Source organism: Dyadobacter sp. HNCC25DJ185 (genome assembly GCF_056895195.1).
In genome coordinates this window covers 591813-611426 of record NZ_JBXHAR010000001.1, presented here as the reverse complement: position 1 = coordinate 611426, position 19614 = coordinate 591813, and the positions used below count along the sequence as shown (strand labels likewise).

The window sequence follows — 19614 nt, the reverse complement described above, 5'->3', positions numbered from 1 at the left end:
GTTTGAACATTGTTTCAAATCATCACTATATGAAACGTAGAGATTCACTCAAAGCATTAACCCTAAGTTCTCTGGGCATTACGGCGCTTAGCCCGCAGGTTGCCCTGGCCGAACAACGGGACCTTGAAATGCAGTCGCCGCCAGAGACTCCCCTTAAAATCCCGGGAGGACGGACAAAAGAGGAAGCTATTCGTGATGCCAAATTGATGAAAGAGAAGTTTTTTACCGCGGCGGAACTCGCCACGGTAAAAGTGCTTGTTGATATCATTATCCCGGCAGACGAAAAATCAGGAAGTGCCTCGCAGGCCGGTGTGCCCGACTTTATCGAATTTATTGCCAAAGACATGCCGCAAAATCAGACGCCACTTCGCGGCGGTTTGACGTGGCTGGACAGGGAATCCAATAAAAGGTTCGGTAAGATATTTACGCTGGCAACGAAGGCACAGCAGATCCAGATCATTGACGATATTGCTTATCCTGAAAAAGCCAAGCCCATTTACAGCCAGGGTGTTGCTTTTTTTAATTTAATGCGTAACCTGACCGCATCGGGTTTTTACACCTCCAAAATCGGCATTGCCGATCTGGGCTATATGGGCAATACGCCCAACGTATGGGAAGGTGTTCCTGCGGACGTATTAAAACAATATGGATTAAGTTATGATTGAATAAAAACCAGTTATAAAACAAAAAACCGGCACGGGAGCCGGTTTTTTGTTTTAATAGAGTTTCTGACGTTGCTGTTTGACAGTCTCGTCGGTCAGGAACTCATCGTAACTCATCAGTTTGTCCAAAATACCTTTTGGTCCGATCTCTATGATTCTGTTTGCAATGGTATGCACAAACTGGTGATCATGGGAATAGAACAATAAGCATCCCGTAAAGTCGATCAGCCCGTTGTTCAATGCGGTGATCGATTCCAGGTCGAGGTGGTTGGTTGGGTCGTCGAGCACCAGGGCATTAGCACCCGATAACATCGTTCTGGATAGCATACAACGCACTTTTTCCCCTCCCGAAAGGACTTTCGCTTTCTTAAGTGATTCTTCACCGGAAAAAAGCATCCGGCCCAAAAATCCACGAATAAAACTTTCGTCCTTCTCTTCGGAGTACTGCCTGAGCCAATCTACCAGATTAAGGTCAACGTCAAAAAATGGTGTAGGGTCTTTGGGGAAATAAGACTTTGTAATCGTCACGCCCCAGGTATAAGAACCTTTGTCAGGTTTCTGAATCTCATTGATAATATCAAAGAAGCTGCTGATGGCATTGACATTCCGGCTCACGAAAGCAATTTTATCCCCTTTGTTGATATTAAAGCTTAGGTTATCAAAAAGTTTGGTACCATCTTCAGCGGTTTTGGCCAACCCTTCTATGCGCAGCAGCTGGTCACCTACTTCCCTGTCGGATTTAAAGGCGATGTAAGGGTACTTGCGGGAAGATGGCTTGATATCGTCAATGGTCAGTTTCTCCAGAAGTTTGGCGCGGGAGGTTGCCTGTTTGGATTTGGAAGCATTTGCACTAAACCGGCGGATAAATTCTTCCAATTCCTTGCGCTTGTCTTCAGACTTCCTGTTGGCATCCTGCCGTTGCTTCAGTGCCAGCTGGCTGGATTGGTACCAGAACGAATAGTTACCCGAAAACATCTGAACTTTGCTGAAATCGATATCTACCACATGCGTACACACTTCATCGAGGAAATGTCTGTCGTGGGAAACGACGATGACCGTATTTTTGAAATCAGCCAGGAAATTTTCCAGCCATAATACAGTCTCTACATCAAGGTTATTAGTAGGTTCATCCAATAAAAGCACATCGGGGTTACCAAAAAGCGCTTGCGCCAGCAAGACGCGAACTTTATCGTTGGAATTAAGGTCCCCCATCACCGTGTAATGCTGATCCTCAGTCAGGCCCAGTCCACTAAGCAATTGTGCTGCTTCTGTTTCTGCTTCCCAACCATTCAGGTCAGCAAATTCAGCTTCCAGCTCTGCTGCCCTTTCTCCGTCTGCATCCGTAAAGTCCTCCTTTTCATAGATGGCTTCACGCTCCTTCATGATCTTGTAAAGGCGTTCATGGCCAAGAAAAACGGTATCCATTACAGTAAAAGCATCGAATTCGAACTGGTCCTGCTTCAAAAACGTCATCCGCTCGCCAGGGTTCATGCTGACGTTTCCAGTTTGGGGCTCGAGTTCCCCGGAAAGTATTTTAAGAAAAGTAGATTTCCCCGCGCCGTTGGCACCAATCACACCATAACAATTCCCTGGGACAAATTTTATATTTACTTCGTCGAATAATACCCTTTTGCCGTATCTCAGCGATACGTTCTGAACCGTAATCATCTTACTAATTGATTATTAATGAATGAGAGCGCGAAATTACAAAAATCGGGCTGATTTAGCATATCTGATTAAACTTAAAAGCAGCAAAGCAGACCTTACGTGGGCCTGCTTTGCTGCTTGATTGTCCCTCAAAGTATCAAGGAATAACACGCAATGTATGTGCGCCTTTTCCAACACTTATTTTTGCTCCTTGTTTTTTTAGCGTCGGCGCCTCTCCTTTTGTGACGGTCCAGAATTCAACCCCACCATTTCCCAAACCGTATTCCAGATATTCAAACACCGCTACCGCCAGATTCGAGCCATCTTTATCGAAAGCTACACTTTGAGGATAGATACCTTCGAAAGGATAGTCCGAAACTTTGGTCAACGCACCGGTTGGCGCTATTTTATATAAAGATAGCGACGCTCCTGACCCGGCACCTGGCTCGGTCCATGGCGAACCGCTTTTTGCCGCATTAACGGTCACCAGGGTAGAGCCATCCGGGCTGATGGCAAAAGACCCGGTGTTCGTGCCGACTGGCACCTGACTTACCACTTTGTGTTCTGCCGAACCATCCATTGAAAAATCAACGACCAATATTTCACCGTCACCGGCCCCTTTTCCCTGGGTACCCTTTGTATCCAATACAAAATAATGCTTACCGTCATTTGAAAATTCCCCAAAAGCAGGCTCCGCCCCTACTTTCACCGGCTTGCCGACCATTTCCACATTTTTAAGTTTCCCCGCTTCACGGATTACTTTGTACAAGCCCACTTCGTTCGACTTATCCAGGGTGAAAGCAATAAAATCGCCCGAAGGATGCCAGGTAATGTCTATGATCTTATTGGCGGTATCCAGTGCGGCAGGCAAATTCAGAAAGCGGGCAGGCTTACCATCCGGGCCAGCCTCAATGAATACCAATTCTTTACCCGTCTCTGTGGTCGACAAGATCAATTCATTTTTGTTTACGTCGATAGAAGTGGGTTTCTTTCCAACCGGAAAACCGAATTTGGCTTTTGGAGCGGCGAGGTTTGTGATGTCAACCACAAACAGTTTCTCGCCTGCAGGGAATTCCTTTTGAATGTCTTTATATTCAGCCACACCGTCCTCCGGCTTAATACGGTTCTCCAAAACATAAGCCAGTCCACCATTTACAGGCACGGCCAGAGTTTTAGAGAAGCCCAGTGCTGAATTGGACACCAAGGCGGTCCCCAATCCTTTGCTGCCTCTTTCAACAGGAAATTTGATAGTGGTAAGCTGATCTTTTGATGTGTTGTCCCTTAATAGCTTCCCATCAACAAGTGCCGAAGACGACATATCGCCGTCGGAAATAACAACGAGGCCGCGGGCATTGAACATGATAGGTGATTGGGCGTAGGAAGAAACGCATCCCAAGACCGCCAAACCAGCGAATAATGCAACTTTTTTCATAGAAAAGAATTTTAAGTTTTAGGTGGTTTGAAAAATGAACTGAATATTAAAGGAAACCTTGTACTGCGAAAGTGCGGTACAAGGTTTCAGACATAAATGGCAATATACAATAAAAAAAGAAAACCCCGAAAGCAATGCTCACGGGGCCAAAACTCCTAGTAGAAAAATTATGCCGCTGCCAGCGAATTCACCAATTTGGCTAATTTCGATTTCTGGTTAGAAGCTTTTTTCTTATGGATAATATTTTTCTTTGCCAAACGATCCAACATGGAAGACACAGTTTTATAAACTTCCACTGCTACTGTCTTGTCAGTCGTTTCACGCAATTTCTTGATGTATGAACGTGTAGTTTTGTGCTGGTAACGGTTACGCAAACGTTTGGTTTCGTTCGCGCGGATTCTTTTTAAAGCTGATTTATGATTTGCCATTTTGTATGAATATTTTTCTATTTTTCATTTCGGTCTGCAAAAATAGAAATTGCTCGGTGAAAACCCAAACTTAGCCTGAAATATATTTAATAAACCTCATTTCCGCATTCTCTGAACATCCGATGACAAATATTCTTCGATACGGCTTTCCAGCTCATTGTACGGAATATTGCTGTGTAATTCTCCTTCAACAGCAAGGGAAATCTTACCGGTCTGCTCCGAAATCACAATCACAATTGCGTCGGTAGCTTCGCTCATGCCCATGGCTGCCCGGTGCCTGAAACCCAATGAGGATGGAACATCCACGCCGTCGGCAACTGGCAACACACATCTGGCCGCCTTCAGAACGCCGTCTACAATCACAACCGCACCATCATGCAATTCGCTATATTGATTAAATAAAGATACCAGCAATGGCTTCGAAACGCGGGCATCCAGCAGCTCTCCGGTCTCCACAAATTTAGTAAGGTCATCCCGTTTATTGACGACGATCAAAGCACCTGTGAAATTGGAGGCAATGGTTTTGCTAGCATCTACAATTTCTCTGAGGTTTTTTACTTTAAGGTCCAAAGCCGAACTTCCCATCACTTTCTTTAGGAGACCATTATTTGTATAAACCGTCGATTTTCCTATAATCAGAAGAAAACGCCGGATTTCCTGCTGAAAAATCACAATCAGCGCTACTGCGCCCACTCCCATAAAATATTGTAAGATCGCCGTCAAAAGGCCTAATCCAAGTCCTTTGACCACCAGATAAAACACGTATACAAATAAGTACCCGAGAAAAACCCGGCTGGCGATGCTGCCCCGAACAAGTGTATATACCTGATACAGAAGAACTGAAACTAAAAAAACATCCAGGACGTCAGCCCAATTGATGTTCAGGAAACCCACACGCATAAGAAAATCAATATTATTTCGCGACTAAATTACTATATTAATTCATACAACTGCCAGCCGCCATCCATAGTTTTATGGCTTCTATGGCAGGCTTCACATCATGAACCCTCAGGATGTTGGCCCCCTGCTGTAATGCCAGGGTATTCATCACAGTCGTTCCATTCAATGCTTCACCGGAGGTAATGTTAAGCGTTTTATAAATTGTCGCTTTCCTGGATATGCCAGCCAACACCGGATAACCCAATAGCTTAAATTGGGACAACGACCGCATCAAATCGAAATTTTGTTCAATTGTTTTTGCAAATCCAAATCCTGGGTCGATGATCAGATCAGATACTCCCAGAACGCTCAATGCTAAAATTTTTTCGCGCAAATCTTTCAGGATATCAGCAATCAGATGATCATATCCTGTCAGTTGATTCATGGTTTGCGGCTTGCCTCGCATGTGCATTAGAATGTACGGCACCCTTAGTTCTGCGGCGACCCCGTACATATTACCATCGAGCGTACCACCTGATACATCATTGATAATCGATGCCCCTTTTTTGATTGCCCGCTTTGCAACTTGCGAACGGAATGTATCCACAGAAATAATAATATCGGGGAAATATTTAGTGAGTGGACCAATAGCCGACTCTACCCTTTCCGATTCTTCCTCTACCTCAATATCTTCCGCCCCTGGCCGTGTTGAATAACCGCCGATATCAATGATCGTTGCACCCTCATCCAACATGATCCCGGCCCTGTCTGCCACCTCCTGGTCAGACTTAACCCTGCTACCTGAATAAAAGGAATCCGGGGTAACATTTAGAATTCCCATCACAACAGGGGCTGACAGATCGAGTAGCCGGCCCCGGATGTTGAGCGTTTTTTTGTTAACTTGCGCCATCGATTTAGTCAATTTGCACGACTGAAAATGTCAATAATCTTGTCTTCATTACTCTGGAAGCAATAAACTTTTATTAAACGGTGAAATCCACAGAATCGGAATATCAGGAAATCATTCAGTATTGCCAAGATCTTTTTACCAAAAAAAATGAGGACTACGGAACATCCTGGCGTATTCTCCGGCTTCCCTCCATTACCGATCAGATTTTTATCAAGGCCCAGCGCATTCGCACCATTCAGGAAAAGGGAGTACAAAGGGTAAACGAGGACATATCATCAGAATTTATCGGAATTATCAACTATTGTGTGATGGCACTTATACAAATAAGTGCCACAGAAGGTAACGCAGGAATAGACGATAACGACCTGCCCAAACTTTATAACATCCAGGTGAACGAAGTGAAAGAGCTTTTGTTTAATAAAAACCATGATTACGGCGAAGCCTGGCGTGACATGAGGGTCAGTTCAATGACAGATATCATACTCATGAAGTTGCTGCGTATCAAACAGATTGAGGATAACAGGGGCCTTACACTGGTTTCAGAAGGAGTGAAGGCTGGATACCAGGACATAATTAATTATTCTGTTTTTTGCCTTATCAAATCCAACGCTCTGCAAACCAATTGACTAAAACCCTCGCTGCTAAACTCCCAATAAATATTTCGAAATGAAAATTGCTGCTCAGATTTCGCGTGCTATTGTTGGATTGCTGTTTATTTTTTCCGGGGCAATCAAATTAAACGATCCGATCGGTACGCAGTACAAGCTGGAAGAATACTTCGAGGTTTTTGCGGCTGATCTCCCCGCGGCGCATGATTTTTTCATGTCGCTCGTTCCTCTGGCGCTGTACTTTTCTGTCTTTCTATGCACTGCGGAGGTAGTCCTGGGAATTGCTTTGATAGTCGGCTATAAGCCGCGTACGATATCCTGGCTCCTGCTTGCAATCATCGTTTTTTTCACGTTCCTCACGTTCTATTCCGCATATTTCAATAAAGTTACAGACTGCGGATGTTTTGGGGCCGCGATAAAACTTACGCCTTGGACCTCATTTGGAAAAGACTTATTCCTGCTCATCCTGATACTTATTATCGTTTGGTATAGAAAGAAGTTCAAAGCATTTTCAACTGGCATTGTCGTAGTCCTTTCAACTGTGGCCTCGCTCGCCATTGCGGTCTACTCTCTACGGCACTTACCGATTATCGATCTTCTGCCCTATCGCAAAGGAGCAAGCATCCCGGCACAGATGAAGCCTTCCGAGCCGCTGAGATATCAGTATGTATTTGAAAAAGACGGTAAAACTTTGGAGTATGAGAAATACCCTAGCGATACCACTCTGGTGTTCAAAGAAATGGTTGTGCTGAATGAGGACGCGAAACCAAAAATTACAGATTACAAGGTCTGGAATGACGAAGGCGATTTCACAGCGCAGACATTTCAGGGAAAAAAACTTTTCTTGATCATTAAAAGTCTTGACGACATTAATACAGCCGCCCTTCCCGACATCAACAAACTCATCGCCAATGTGAAGAGCAAGGGCGTAGAACCCATCATTTTGACTTCGGGTAACAGCGACGAAATTGTTAGATTCCTGGCCGCACATCAACTGACGGTGCCTTATTATTATGTAGATTCGACTGTTCTTAAAACAATCCTCAGGTCCAACCCTGGGCTATGGCTTCTTAAAGACGGTATCGTAAAAGGTAAATGGCATTACAATGACACTCCTTCGCCGGAAGAAGTTATCGATTTGGTGAAATAAATGAAGAATATCGTACTCGTCGGAATGATGTCTTCTGGCAAAACTACCCTTGGGAAAAAACTTGCCCGCGCCTTAAATTACAGGTTTGTGGATCTGGATAAATTGATCGAAAAAGATCAGGATACAACCATCTCAAATATATTTGCCGAAAAGGGCGAGGCTTACTTCCGCATGATTGAAAGCAAAGTCCTGAGGGAAATTGCAAACCAGCAGGGCATTGTGCTGGCCTCTGGCGGCGGCACCCCTTGCTTTTTCGATAATATGGAAGTGATTAATCAAATGGGTATCAGTATCTACCTTGATGTCCCGGCGGCGGATTTGGCAAAGCGAATTGAAAATCATGGTAAGGACGATCGTCCCATCCTTTCCGGCTCGACTTCTCTACGGGAAACTTTGCAAAGCAAAATACGGGAAAGAACGCCATACTATTCGAAGGCCCACTTTACCCTAAAAGGCGAGATTGATCTTCCTCACTTACTGGAAGTTCTTCAGGCCCCGCAATAAACGGAAAAACCTGCCGTGGTGGCAGGTTTTTCCGTTATCAGATGTCAAACTCAGAATAACATTCCCAGTGTCATCATGACATTAACCGGCTTATTTGTAATCTGCACCGAAGAGTAATCCTGAACATTATTCAATGCATACGGGGTATATGCCGATTTGTAGGTAGAGAATGTACCTGTCAGGTCAGCGAAAAATCTGTTACCGCGAACGCCTAGTCCCGCAGAAAACAGCATTTTATCGCGTTTAATGCCATCATTGTTTAGATAAGGGTCTGCCAGATAGGCCCCTCCAATCCTGGCCCTAAACATATTGGCGCGGTATTCGGCTCCAAGCCTAAGATTCACCGTATTGCGGTAAGTATCCGTTATTTCCGACCTGGTATCGTCTTTAAATGCCTGGTTGTCGGCGCTACTTAAATAGCTGGTTCTCACGCGCATGCCACTATAACCCACATACTCAATTGTTCCGGTTATAAATCCCTTATCTTTCAAAAATACAGTTCCTCCGATATTACCCCTTATTGGGCTGGTCAAAGAGTATTCAAAATCATTTGGTGCAATAGGTATGGCTGTATATGGCGGAGTAATCAGCGTTCCGTCCGGGCCTGTAACCTTTCCATCAACATATTCGGCCACAACATTTTGGTTAAACGTTTCCTTAATCGAAGAAAAAGTCGGACTTATGATAACACCGCCCAATTGAAAAATGGGGTTAACTTTATAAATAACGCCAACTGAGAGGTTCACCCCGCTGCCGGTCACATTGAGATCTTCACCTTGAGTAATGGAAATAAGCTCAGGGCTGTTGACATAATTGTCCTGGAAAGTTCTGGTATACTTATACCTTAATCTGCTGAAACCCAAGTTACCCCCTATGTAAAATTTGTCGTTCAGGTTTCCGGCATATGCCAATGTCCACTGGGAATTCGCCCCAGTCGCACTATAAGTCCCGTATTGATTCACGACGCTGTTTTTATCGACAGCATTGTAAGGCGGCCCGACAGTGCTGGTGGGATTAATCAGGTACATCTGATAGTACGCTGCGGGAACGGAATAGGCAACCGGGCCCCCAACTACCGAACCATTGGCTTCAAAATCAGTCTCCAGCTGTGCAACCGAGGTATTCCGTCCGTTCACATCTTCCACTACCTTATCCAGATAAGCACTTCGGTTGTTTAAACCGGAATAATTATAAGCGCTCTGGAACGTCTGCTGACGGGAAAAAGAAATCCCAAGCGAAGACCGCTTCCATCTTCTTTGAAAACCTGGCTGGCTGGCTATCACCAGCGAAGCCTGAGTGACATTGCCAAGTGTCTTGTTATCTGTGCTGCTTTGACCCAGGTAACTACTTTTTGTTCCCAGACTCGTTACCCCAGGGCTAATGGTCAACTCCGACCTGTTATAAAATCCCAGTCCAGCGGGATTTCCATGAATGGTACTGGGGTCGCCGCCCAATGAGGCGTGATTCCCTCCAAGCGCCTGAAAACGGGCCGAACCCGACTGGTCCATTTCGGAATATCTGAATGCATCAGCGGCATATTGGGCCTGGGAAAAGAGGGGGGCTAATAGGGCAAACAAGAATGGAGCCCCGGTATATTTTATATTCATTCAGGTAGATGGCTTTGTTTGTTAAACACCGTTTAAACGAAAACCCTGCAAAATTATGACATCTTGCAGGGTTTGTAAATCAATATCTATACTTTCAAAATCAAGTTAAAATTATCTTGGGCCTCTGGATGAAGAACGTGTTGCACCACCTCCTCCGCCCGACGATCCACTAGAAGGTGCGCTGTAACTTCTTGATGGGGCACTATAACTCGGTGCACTGTAAGACCTGCTTGGAGCACTGTAAGAATCCGATCTGCTTGGAGATGAGTAACTGCGTGTAGGAGCACTATAATCAGATTGACTTCTTGACGGTGCGCTATAAGAAGGTGCACTGTAAGAACTTCCACCCCGAGAAGACCTTGGTGAGGCATAACTTCCGCCGTCCGTAGAATAAGTGCTAGAGCCAGCCGAGCGAGGACGAGAGTAGTAAACATTATTTCCTTCGCTCGTTCCCCGAGAACTGTAAGTATCCCCTCCAACTCTTCCGCCAGCGTCTGTCACGCTTCCTCTGCCATACGATCTTGATGATCTTGGAGAAGCATATGTATCCGTGCCTGATATGGTACTGGCCGACCTCCTGCCGCTACGGTCTCCGGAAGTAGATCCCGATGCTGTTCTCGGTGAATTAACAAAATTTGAATTATATCTGTCTGCGCTACGAGCACTTCTTCCACTAGAAGCGACCCTCGGCCCGTAAGTTCTGGAAATACCTCTGTCGTAGGAGTTGTTTACGACGATAACTGGGCGGCTGTAAGCATATGGGGAATAACCATACCCTCCATAAAAGCTGTCATAATAACCATATCCGCCGTAGCCGTAACCAAAACTATTATAACCCCAGGGATTATATCCCCATGAATTATACCCAAATGGATCATATCCGTAACCCATCATACCTCCGAATCCCCAGGGAGAATAAGAGCCGTAGCCTAGCATCATGGAACTCATCCCGAAACCAAGATAAGGCCTCATCCTGAAAGCATTGCCAAAGCTTAACTGGAACCCGACGGAACTTCCTGGCCAGTAAGATCCAAGACCGCCATAATAAGAATAAGGATTGGCGTAAGTGCTGGCCTGATTGTAACCATCCACAAAACCGGCATTGTACCCTACATCATTGGATATTGCACGCTTTACGCTGCGTGAAGACAGATAGGATTCATCATAATAATCACTGGTGCCGGACTCGGTATAGTTACCGGTATAAGAATAATCCGGGTTATCAGAACGGGAAATTTCTTGATCTGCACCTCTGTTTCTCGATACGACCCCGGAATTTGGATTTCCACCGTAAAGGTCGTCATATCCGCCTGCCGAACGTGATACATATTGATTTGTGGTACATCCCCAAGCTCCCAGCAACACTAGCAAAGAAAAATATTTTGCCTTATTGATCGTACTCATGGCTTCAAAGGATTAAAAGTTTGTTGCTAATATATAAAATTTTCATACCAAACTAGTTTGTAAACGCCCGCTACAACACATTAATTCCAAAGTTAACATAAAAAACTATCTTTGCAAGCCCAGAATACCGGGGCTCGATATAATGATATTCTCCATTTCCATTACAAAATAATCCAAATAATGAGTAAAGCATTGCCAACCCGAAGTGAAAACTACTCCGAATGGTATAATGAGTTAGTAAAAAGGGCCGACCTGGCCGAAAATTCAGCTGTACGGGGCTGCATGGTGATCAAACCATACGGATATTCTATCTGGGAAAAAATGCAGCGCGCATTGGATGATATGTTTAAAGAAACGGGCCATACCAACGCCTATTTCCCTCTGTTTATTCCAAAATCATATTTAAGCAAAGAAGCTTCGCATGTGGAGGGCTTTGCGAAGGAATGTGCAGTCGTTACGCATTATCGTCTCAAAAATGATCCGAACGGCAAGGGTGTCATCGTTGATCCCGATGCAAAATTGGAAGAAGAGTTGATTGTCAGGCCAACGTCTGAGACTGTAATCTGGAGTACCTATAAGAACTGGATCCAATCTTATCGTGACCTTCCGCTCCTCATCAACCAGTGGGCTAATGTGGTGCGCTGGGAAATGAGGACACGCCTGTTTTTGCGAACGGCTGAGTTCTTATGGCAGGAAGGCCATACTGCCCACGCTACCTCGGCAGAAGCAGTTGCCGAAACAAAACAAATGCTGGAGGTATATGCGCAGTTTGCGGAAGAGTGGATGGCACTTCCTGTCCTGAAAGGCGTAAAAACCCCCAACGAACGTTTTGCCGGGGCGGAGGACACTTATTGCATTGAGGCACTCATGCAGGACGGCAAAGCATTACAAGCCGGAACTTCCCATTTCTTAGGACAGAATTTTGCCACGGCATTTGATGTGAAATTCCAGGACAAAGACGGGAAACTGGAATACGTATGGGGAACTTCCTGGGGTGTAAGTACGCGCTTAATGGGAGCGCTCATTATGGCCCATTCTGACGATAACGGGCTAGTCCTTCCCCCAAAGCTCGCACCAATCCAGGTTGTGATTGTTCCTATTTATAAAAATGAAGAACAGCTCGGCCAGATTTCTGAGAAAGTTGGGGAAATTGTTAAACAGCTGAAGAAATTGGGAATCAGCGTTAAATATGACAACAACGACGCATATAAGCCTGGCTATAAGTTTGCTGAATATGAGTTGAAAGGCGTGCCTGTGCGCCTTGCGATGGGGGGCAGGGACTTGGAAAACGGGACCGTTGAGGTTGCCCGCCGTGATACTAAAACTAAGGAAACGGTTTCATTGGAAGGAATCGCAGCTCATATTCAGGCTTTGCTTGACAACATTCAGGAATCTATTTACAATAAGGCCCTTGCGTTCAGGGAGAACAACACCTTCCGCGCCGACAGTTTTGAAGAGTTTAACCAAATCCTGGATACAAAAGGCGGATTTATTCTCGCACACTGGGATGGAACAACAGAAACTGAGGAGAAAATTAAAGAGGAAACTAAAGCGACTATACGTTGTGTACCTCTCAATCAGGAAAAGGAAGAGGGAGTCTGCATTTATTCGGGTAAACCTTCAGCTGGCAGGGTCGTATTTGCCCGGGCATATTAATTTTTTATCTATCCGGTCTCCCGAATACCAGGGACCGAAATTTTTTTAACCATTTAAGCAAATAACAATGAAGCAGGCGCAGGCAGGTGATCAGGTGCAGGTTCACTACAAAGGAACTTTGCCGGACGGACAACTTTTTGATTCGTCTGAGGGACGGGAACCGTTGAGTTTTACACTGGGCAGCGGCCAGGTGATCAAAGGGTTCGACGATGGCGTTACCGGTATGGAGATCGGTGATAAAAAAACGGTGCACATCCCAAACGCGGAGGCTTATGGACCGGTGAACGAGGACATGATCATCAATTTCGAGCGGAACCAGATTCCCGCAGATATTCCACTTGAAATAGGCGCTACGCTTAATATGCACCAAGATGGAAACGGGCAGGTAATCCCTGTCGTCGTGCGGGAGGTGACAACTGAGTACGTTATTCTGGATGCTAATCACCCATTGGCTGGTCAGGATCTTATTTTTGAATTGGAGCTTGTTGGAATAAATTAATCAGTAGAGGCATTTGGGTGTCGACTGTCTTCATCCAAATGCTACTTCGCCCACTTAAGGCTGAATGCCTCCGGCTTGGCGCTACTTATTTTAAAGAGAATTTGTTTCGCAGCCAGGTCGTGTAACATCCGTTCAGCCCGTTTTTCAGAAACATTGATCATTCTGGCGAAGACCTTAGCTGTAACCCAGTCTGTCTCTTTTAGGTAAGATATAAGCGTTTTTACATGCTTGCTGGCTAGCAGCTTATCCGTTTCCAAATCTCCATCCCCGTAAAGCAACAGCCTTGGAATAGGAATGCTTTTGTCTTTAACCCGGATATAAATAATGCGTTCACCTTTTTCATTGATCGCGTAGTGCGGTTTGGTAAGACTTTCTTCCACCTCAATCAACAATAGCTTTTTCCCATCCAGCAGCTCTGACTTTATTCGCAAGGCGATCTGCGGCTCCACCAACTCGGTGATCGCCTTTTCCAACTTTTGCAGTTCCTTCAACTCTGATACCACACCCTTAAAGCTTCCGTTATCGGCAACTCCAACCACCAGCGTGCCACCTGAAGTATTGGCGAACGAAACAATTGTTTTGGCAATTTTGAAAGGACTGTCAATCGTCTGCTTAAATTCGATAGTTAGTCCTTCTCCCTGCCGGACCGTTTGATTGATGCTTTTACTCATAAATTATATCAACCCATATTTTTTTCCCGGCAACGCACGTACCATACCTTGAAATTCGAGATTGAGAAGCAAAGTTGCCAGCTTGTTCAAATGCATCCCTGACCGCCACGCCAACTCATCAATTTGCAAGACCCCGTTTTGCTTTAAAATAGACAAAACCTGACCTTCATCCTGGGTGAAACCTTCGAAACTGATTGGTTCCGACAAAGTTTTTTGCAAGCTCTCCGACTTACAATTCTGATTCCAGCCCAACGCTTTTGCCATATCTTCAACTGATGTAAAAATGGATGCCTTATGGTCACGGATCAGATAGTTGCATCCTTCTGATGGCCCGCTGCCAATCATACCAGGCACCGCATAAACGTCCCTGTGATAGTTTTGTGCAAATTCCACGGTAATTAGACTTCCTCCCTTTTTTCCGGATTCTATCACGAGTGTAACATCGCTCAACCCTGCAATAATTCGGTTTCGAGCCGGAAATCTCATAAAATCTGGTTTAGTACCCATAGGGTTTTCAGTTACAATGCCACCTTTATCCTGCATTTCCAGGGCAGTCCGTTTGTGGGATGCCGGATAAATCACATCCAGTCCGCTGGCCATTACCCCAATCGTAGCGAGCTCATTCTTCAGACATGCACGATGGGCTGTAATATCTACTCCATATGCCAATCCGCTAACGACCGTCGATTGATATGGGATCAAATCTTTGATCACCGTTTCGGTGACGGCTTTTCCATAATCACTGATTTGCCTTGTGCCGACGATACCGATCGTGCTGTGAACATTAAAGTCCATTCGCCCCTGTGAATATAGGACAGTAGGCGCGTCGTATAGCTGCCTTAACCTGGCAGGGTAAGTAGGGTCGGTGTAAAAGTGGAGCTGGACTCCCGCATCAGTACAATTTTGAAATTCCTTTTCAGCCTTGCGCAAAGTGCCCTTAGCCAGAACAGCCTTCACGACCTTCTCGCCTATTCCCGGAATTCTGATTAGCTTTTTATAGTCGGCGGTAAATACGTTGGAGGCCCCTCCACAGTAACTAATCAGTTGACGGATTGTCACCGAACCAACGCCAGGGGTCTGGATTAGTGCAAGGATACAGATTTTATCTGTCTCGGTGGAAGTTAACATAGTGTGTTTTTTGATTGAATATTAAAAAGATCTGGCGCGAAAGGTAATGGCACACATTTTGCCACTATACGTCAAAAAGTTTCAGCTCAAAAATAAATAATAATACTCAAAGGGTATGGAAAATTTACAAACTGAAGAAATGACTACCATTCAACATTATGAGGGCATGGGGGCAATATGTTACCCTGAAGGAGTATTTTACAGAGTTTGGGCGCCACATGCAGAAAGTGTTTCAGTAATTGGCAGTTTTAACGACTGGGATGAGTCTTCAAATCCACTTCAACCAGAAGAAAATGGCGTTTGGGGAGGATTAGTGGAAAATTCCAAGGAAGGGGACGAGTATAAATTCTTGTTAAAAACGCCTTCCGGCAACTTGCACAGGAATGATCCGTACGCCTTGAAAATGACTAATTCGGCAGGTAACTGTGTGGTTTATAATCACTCGAGTTTTGATTGGCAGAATGTTTCATTTCAAATCCCCAGCTGGCAGGAACTGGTCATATACGAACTACACGTAGGCACCTTTAACGTTACAGAAAAAGATCAGGTTGGTACGCTGTATACCGCCATCGAAAAGCTGGGTTATCTAAAGGACATGGGTTTTAATGTTGTTGAATTAATGCCATGTTCTGAGTTTCCAGGATCACGGTCATGGGGATATAATCCCGCAAATCCTTTCGCGATTGAGTCGGATTACGGTGGCCCTGATGGACTTAAAGCATTTGTTAAAGCAGCCCATGAGATCGGTATTGCTGTTATTCTGGATGTGGTATATAACCATTTCGGCCCTTCCGATCTGGATTTATGGCAATTTGACGGGTGGCAGGAAAATGATGGAGGAGGAATTTATTTCTACAACGACTGGAAGGCGGAGACGCCCTGGGGAAATACAAGACCCGATTACGGACGCAACGAAGTACGCCAGTATATCCATGATAATGCGTTGATGTGGCTGAAAGAATTCAGAGTGGATGGTCTTCGTATGGATATGGTCCCTTATATCCGAAATGTAAAAGCCGATGGAAACCCAGGCAATGACTTACAGGAAGGCATCTCGCTTATCCAATGGATTAATAAGGATATCCGCGACAATTGCCCCAACTGCATCACCATTGCCGAGGATATGCATTCGCTGGACTTCATTACCAATTCTGTCGAAAATGGAGGGATGGGTTATGGCTCCCAATGGGACGCAGAATTCGTTCATGGTGTCAGGGATGTGATCATTACTGCCAATGACCAGGACCGGGATATGAATAAAATAGTCGAAGCTATCATGAACCGCTACAATACCGATTCATTTCAGCGCATTATTTACACCGAATCCCACGATGAAGTAGCAAACGGTCAGGCCAGGGTAGCCGAGGAAATCGCCAATGGAGACGTAAATAATTGGTATTCCAAGAAGAGGGCTGCCCTCGGGGTTGCATTAGTCCTTACCTCACCTGGTATCCCAATGATCTTTCAAGGGCAGCCGTTGCTGGAAGACAAATGGTTTTCGGACGACGATCCGATCGATTGGTCGCGACTGGAAAAATTCAGTGGATTTGCTACGTTGCACAAGGATATGATCCACCTCAGAAGAAATTGGTTTGGTGTCACAAAAGGTTTGCAGGGCCAGAACGCTGAAATAATCCGGGTTGACAACGAGAAAAAGGTAATTGTGATGCACCGATGGGCGGAAGGTGGACCAAAAGACAGTGTGGTGGTTGCTTTCAACTTTTCAACCGAGACTTTTTCCGATTATCGGGTAGGATTTCCTAGGGCAGGCAAATGGCATCTACGTTTCAATAGTGACAACGAGAATTACGATGCTGAATTCTCCAACCTGGGTGTTTTCGACATCGAAACGATTGATGGAGAGTTTGATGGTAAGCCTGTTTCGGGGGTATTGCACATGCCTCCTTATACTGCACTGGTCTTCTCTCAGGAAGAATAATTGATTAAATAAGAGAGGCGGGGATTCCGTCTCTCTTATTTAATCAATTATTCTGAATATCCTGTCCCAACGTATTTTATTCGCGAAACTGGTCGGATTAGGATCAATTGACATCCAGACAAAAACAGCTTTCCCCACAATATGATCTTTCGGCACAAAACCCCAGTAACGGGAATCCGCAGAATCGTGCCGATTATCACCCATCATAAAATAATAATCCTGCTTGAAGGTATAACTGGTCAAAGGCTTTCCGTTTTGGGTGATCGTACCCTTTTCAAAAACGATCCCCTCATTACCTTCGTAATTCTTAATAATTTCGCTGTAAAGGGCTACATCAGCTCCTTCCAAACGAACCGTCATTCCTTTCTTTGGTACTCGTATTGGGCCGTAGTTGTCCTTATTCCAATTCAGCAGATCGGTTGAAGGAAAGAGAAAAGGCTCTTTCAAACCCTTACTCAGTAGTATGGGTTCAATACGCTTTACAAAATCATAAGATTTGAGCTTCTCGGCCAGATCAGAGGTTGTTTTGACGATATAACCAAATTCGTCATTAGACGAAATGCTATCGTCAAATGTTTCCGTAAACTGGGCATAATCCGTAATCCCATTTTTGTGGAAGACGTTTTCTTCGTTCACTGCTGTGGTGACCGAAACAAAGTATTCACTTTGCATACGCACCGGATTAGGCTGCTGCTTTCCGTTAACATACACCTGTCCGCTACGTATTTCCAGATGGTCGCCGGCAATCCCAACGCACCTTTTGATATAATTGGAACGCAAATCAGTTGGATGAGGGTGCAAATCGGGCAATACATTGCTATATTTTGAAAAAGCGTCAGGGTGTTCTACCGGTAGATTAAAAACAACAACGTCACCATTTTTAACCTCTGTAAAACCCGGAAGCCGAAACTGGGGAAGCTGGATCCAATCGAGATATGAGGGGATTTTTGTTCCCCAGATTGTCTGATGTGTTAGAGGGACCTGCAAAGGGGTTATTGGAGTTGTAGTTCCGTAGTGTAACCGGCTGACAAAAAGATAATCTCCTACCAGCAGACTATTTTCCATCGAGGGAGTGGGAATGACAAACGCACTAAAAAACAGCCATCTTATGATCGTTGCTGCGATTACTGCAAACAAAATAGAATCAAGCCATTCCCTGAACGGCGATTTCTTCGCCTTCTGCTTTTTTGATTTTTTGATTATCTCGGTAGTGTCCATTGGATAAAGATATTTGCCTATGCAATATAGGCTAAATCAAAATAGCAAATAAACAGGTATATTAAATTTATTTACATATAAACAAGAAAGGAAGGCAGTCCCGAGAGTGCCTTCCTTTTCGCATTTAAGCCAGTTTAATTAATAACACGAAATAACCGGTTCCATCTGATCTTATTAAAAAAGCTTGTTGGATTTGGATCTATTGACATCCAGACAAAAACAGCTTTTCCCACAATATGATCTTTCGGCACAAATCCCCAATAACGCGAGTCGGCAGAATTGTGGCGGTTATCACCCATCATGAAAAAGTAATCCTGTTTGAATGTGTAGCTTGTGATAGGCTTTCCTGCGATTTTAATTGCTTTTTCTTCCAGCACGACATCTTCATTCTCCTCATAGTTTTTGATAACTGGTCCATATAATGCTATGTTCTCAGGTGTTAGCTGAACAGTAACTCCTCCTTTTGGAACGATCACCGGCCCGTAATTATCCCTGTTCCACTTAAACAAAGATGAATTGGGGTATAACATCGGTTCGCTGATATCCTTTGAAGACTTAACCAAGGTTATGCTTTTCACAAAGTCATAACTTTTCAGTTTGGCCGCGATTTCAACAGTGGTAAAAACCAGGTAGCCTGTCTGATCATTGCCTGGAATTGTATCGTTATAACTTTCCGTGTAAGCATTATACTCAGAAACGCCATTTTCTTTGAAAACCTTCGCTTCATTAACTGTGGTGGTGGTTGCGACAAAATACTCGTTTTCCATCCTGACGGGGTTCTCTTCGGCAGTTCCATTGGCGTACACCTGCAAATCCCGCACTTCCAGTTTATCCCCGGGCAATCCCACGCAGCGCTTTATATAATTTGTTTTAAGGTCGACAGGATGTTGCAGCTCGGGTGGATAATTGAACACCACAACATCACCTCTTTTTACTTCACTGAAGCCGGGGAGACGGTATTGAGGCAATTGAATGGCATCGGTATAGGAGGGGATATCGGTGCCCCAGATCGTTTGATGCGTAAGAGGTACCTGCAACGGCGTTTTTGGGGTCCGCGTCCCATAATGCAGCTTACTCACAAAAAGGAAGTCACCTACCAGCAAGCTGTTCTCCATCGAAGGCGTGGGAATTGTAAATGCTTCGAAAAACAGCCAGCGAATGAGAGTGGCGGCTACGACCGCAAATAAGATTGAATCAAACCATTCCCTAAGCGGCGATTTCTTTTTTTTATTCTGAACTGGATTGGAAGTCAATTCCTTATTAATAGCCATT

18 protein-coding genes are annotated in these 19614 nt (G+C 44.7%); 7 read left to right on the top strand and 11 right to left on the bottom strand.

From position 1 onward, the window contains the following. Positions 1-29: 29 nt before the first annotated feature. Complete coding sequence (locus AC1XUF_RS02445) at positions 30-665, top strand: gluconate 2-dehydrogenase subunit 3 family protein (RefSeq protein ID WP_483340060.1); 636 nt, start codon at positions 30-32, stop codon at positions 663-665. A 51-nt stretch (positions 666-716) separates the two neighbouring features. On the opposite strand, the gene AC1XUF_RS02440 is transcribed toward AC1XUF_RS02445, so the two are convergent. From AC1XUF_RS02440 to folP, 5 genes are all read right to left on the bottom strand, one after another. Next, positions 717-2330 (bottom strand): ABC-F family ATP-binding cassette domain-containing protein, encoded by a 1614-nt coding sequence (locus tag AC1XUF_RS02440; RefSeq protein WP_483340059.1) that lies wholly within the window; start codon positions 2328-2330, stop codon positions 717-719. A 136-nt stretch (positions 2331-2466) separates the two neighbouring features. After that, positions 2467-3741, bottom strand: coding sequence for a lactonase family protein (locus AC1XUF_RS02435; protein WP_483340058.1), 1275 nt, complete (start codon positions 3739-3741; stop codon positions 2467-2469). A 167-nt stretch (positions 3742-3908) separates the two neighbouring features. Then, positions 3909-4169 carry a 30S ribosomal protein S20 gene (gene rpsT, locus AC1XUF_RS02430; protein WP_483340057.1) on the bottom strand — a complete coding sequence of 87 codons (261 nt, stop codon included), beginning with the start codon at positions 4167-4169 and terminating at the stop codon, positions 3909-3911. A 96-nt stretch (positions 4170-4265) separates the two neighbouring features. Further along, positions 4266-5069: a diadenylate cyclase CdaA gene (gene cdaA, locus AC1XUF_RS02425; protein WP_483340056.1), complete on the bottom strand. Its 804-nt coding sequence runs from the start codon at positions 5067-5069 to the stop codon at positions 4266-4268. 37 nt (positions 5070-5106) lie between these two features. Further along, positions 5107-5958, bottom strand: coding sequence for a dihydropteroate synthase (folP, locus tag AC1XUF_RS02420; protein ID WP_483340055.1), 852 nt, complete (start codon positions 5956-5958; stop codon positions 5107-5109). Between the two features lie 80 nt (positions 5959-6038). Here folP and AC1XUF_RS02415 point away from each other — a divergent pair, with 80 nt between their 5' ends. From AC1XUF_RS02415 to AC1XUF_RS02405, 3 genes are read left to right on the top strand one after another with little or no spacing between them, the layout of a single operon-like run. Continuing rightward, positions 6039-6584, top strand: a complete 546-nt coding sequence (locus AC1XUF_RS02415; protein WP_483340054.1) for a DUF1599 domain-containing protein — start codon at positions 6039-6041, stop codon at positions 6582-6584. Between the two features lie 40 nt (positions 6585-6624). After that, on the top strand, positions 6625-7716 hold the full coding sequence (locus AC1XUF_RS02410; RefSeq protein ID WP_483340053.1) for a BT_3928 family protein: 1092 nt from the start codon (positions 6625-6627) through the stop codon (positions 7714-7716). Then, positions 7717-8220: a shikimate kinase gene (locus AC1XUF_RS02405; protein WP_483340052.1), complete on the top strand. Its 504-nt coding sequence runs from the start codon at positions 7717-7719 to the stop codon at positions 8218-8220. A gap of 50 nt (positions 8221-8270) precedes the next feature. On the opposite strand, the gene AC1XUF_RS02400 is transcribed toward AC1XUF_RS02405, so the two are convergent. Both AC1XUF_RS02400 and AC1XUF_RS02395 read right to left on the bottom strand, forming a co-directional pair. Beyond that, positions 8271-9827, bottom strand: a complete 1557-nt coding sequence (locus tag AC1XUF_RS02400) for a hypothetical protein (protein WP_483340051.1) — start codon at positions 9825-9827, stop codon at positions 8271-8273. A gap of 111 nt (positions 9828-9938) precedes the next feature. Beyond that, positions 9939-11231: a hypothetical protein gene (locus tag AC1XUF_RS02395; protein WP_483340050.1), complete on the bottom strand. Its 1293-nt coding sequence runs from the start codon at positions 11229-11231 to the stop codon at positions 9939-9941. A 180-nt stretch (positions 11232-11411) separates the two neighbouring features. Between AC1XUF_RS02395 and proS the strand changes: the two genes are divergently transcribed. Both proS and AC1XUF_RS02385 read left to right on the top strand, forming a co-directional pair. After that, on the top strand, positions 11412-12887 hold the full coding sequence (gene proS, locus AC1XUF_RS02390; protein WP_483340049.1) for a proline--tRNA ligase: 1476 nt from the start codon (positions 11412-11414) through the stop codon (positions 12885-12887). 67 nt (positions 12888-12954) lie between these two features. Beyond that, positions 12955-13386: an FKBP-type peptidyl-prolyl cis-trans isomerase gene (locus AC1XUF_RS02385; RefSeq protein WP_483340048.1), complete on the top strand. Its 432-nt coding sequence runs from the start codon at positions 12955-12957 to the stop codon at positions 13384-13386. A 41-nt stretch (positions 13387-13427) separates the two neighbouring features. On the opposite strand, the gene AC1XUF_RS02380 is transcribed toward AC1XUF_RS02385, so the two are convergent. Together AC1XUF_RS02380 and dprA are read right to left on the bottom strand one after the other, a co-directional pair. Then, on the bottom strand, positions 13428-14057 hold the full coding sequence (locus AC1XUF_RS02380) for an AlbA family DNA-binding domain-containing protein (RefSeq protein WP_483340047.1): 630 nt from the start codon (positions 14055-14057) through the stop codon (positions 13428-13430). Positions 14058-14060: 3 nt separating this feature from the next. Beyond that, entirely contained in the window at positions 14061-15185 is a 1125-nt protein-coding gene (gene dprA, locus AC1XUF_RS02375; RefSeq protein WP_483340046.1) for a DNA-processing protein DprA, read from the bottom strand. A 115-nt stretch (positions 15186-15300) separates the two neighbouring features. On the opposite strand from dprA, the gene AC1XUF_RS02370 reads away from it, so the two are divergent. Then, complete coding sequence (locus AC1XUF_RS02370) at positions 15301-17124, top strand: alpha-amylase family glycosyl hydrolase (protein ID WP_483340045.1); 1824 nt, start codon at positions 15301-15303, stop codon at positions 17122-17124. Positions 17125-17163: 39 nt separating this feature from the next. Here AC1XUF_RS02370 and lepB (AC1XUF_RS02365) read toward each other — a convergent pair whose 3' ends face one another. Next, entirely contained in the window at positions 17164-18342 is a 1179-nt protein-coding gene (lepB, locus tag AC1XUF_RS02365; protein WP_483340044.1) for a signal peptidase I, read from the bottom strand. Positions 18343-18476: 134 nt separating this feature from the next. Then, complete coding sequence (gene lepB / locus AC1XUF_RS02360) at positions 18477-19613, bottom strand: signal peptidase I (RefSeq protein ID WP_483340043.1); 1137 nt, start codon at positions 19611-19613, stop codon at positions 18477-18479. Position 19614 lies beyond the last annotated feature (1 nt).

What these genes read in the sequence shown, in the direction of transcription:
- AC1XUF_RS02445 (WP_483340060.1), top strand. Translation starts at nt 30, where the DNA reads ATGAAACGTAGAGATTCACTCAAAGCATTAACCCTAAGTTCTCTGGGC.
- AC1XUF_RS02440 (WP_483340059.1), bottom strand. Translation starts at nt 2,330, where the DNA reads ATGATTACGGTTCAGAACGTATCGCTGAGATACGGCAAAAGGGTATTA.
- AC1XUF_RS02435 (WP_483340058.1), bottom strand. Translation starts at nt 3,741, where the DNA reads ATGAAAAAAGTTGCATTATTCGCTGGTTTGGCGGTCTTGGGATGCGTT.
- rpsT (WP_483340057.1), bottom strand. Translation starts at nt 4,169, where the DNA reads ATGGCAAATCATAAATCAGCTTTAAAAAGAATCCGCGCGAACGAAACC.
- cdaA (WP_483340056.1), bottom strand. Translation starts at nt 5,069, where the DNA reads ATGCGTGTGGGTTTCCTGAACATCAATTGGGCTGACGTCCTGGATGTT.
- folP (WP_483340055.1), bottom strand. Translation starts at nt 5,958, where the DNA reads ATGGCGCAAGTTAACAAAAAAACGCTCAACATCCGGGGCCGGCTACTC.
- AC1XUF_RS02410 (WP_483340053.1), top strand. Translation starts at nt 6,625, where the DNA reads ATGAAAATTGCTGCTCAGATTTCGCGTGCTATTGTTGGATTGCTGTTT.
- AC1XUF_RS02405 (WP_483340052.1), top strand. Translation starts at nt 7,717, where the DNA reads ATGAAGAATATCGTACTCGTCGGAATGATGTCTTCTGGCAAAACTACC.
- AC1XUF_RS02400 (WP_483340051.1), bottom strand. Translation starts at nt 9,827, where the DNA reads ATGAATATAAAATATACCGGGGCTCCATTCTTGTTTGCCCTATTAGCC.
- AC1XUF_RS02395 (WP_483340050.1), bottom strand. Translation starts at nt 11,231, where the DNA reads ATGAGTACGATCAATAAGGCAAAATATTTTTCTTTGCTAGTGTTGCTG.
- proS (WP_483340049.1), top strand. Translation starts at nt 11,412, where the DNA reads ATGAGTAAAGCATTGCCAACCCGAAGTGAAAACTACTCCGAATGGTAT.
- AC1XUF_RS02385 (WP_483340048.1), top strand. Translation starts at nt 12,955, where the DNA reads ATGAAGCAGGCGCAGGCAGGTGATCAGGTGCAGGTTCACTACAAAGGA.
- AC1XUF_RS02380 (WP_483340047.1), bottom strand. Translation starts at nt 14,057, where the DNA reads ATGAGTAAAAGCATCAATCAAACGGTCCGGCAGGGAGAAGGACTAACT.
- dprA (WP_483340046.1), bottom strand. Translation starts at nt 15,185, where the DNA reads ATGTTAACTTCCACCGAGACAGATAAAATCTGTATCCTTGCACTAATC.
- AC1XUF_RS02370 (WP_483340045.1), top strand. Translation starts at nt 15,301, where the DNA reads ATGGAAAATTTACAAACTGAAGAAATGACTACCATTCAACATTATGAG.
- lepB (WP_483340044.1), bottom strand. Translation starts at nt 18,342, where the DNA reads ATGGACACTACCGAGATAATCAAAAAATCAAAAAAGCAGAAGGCGAAG.
- lepB (WP_483340043.1), bottom strand. Translation starts at nt 19,613, where the DNA reads ATGGCTATTAATAAGGAATTGACTTCCAATCCAGTTCAGAATAAAAAA.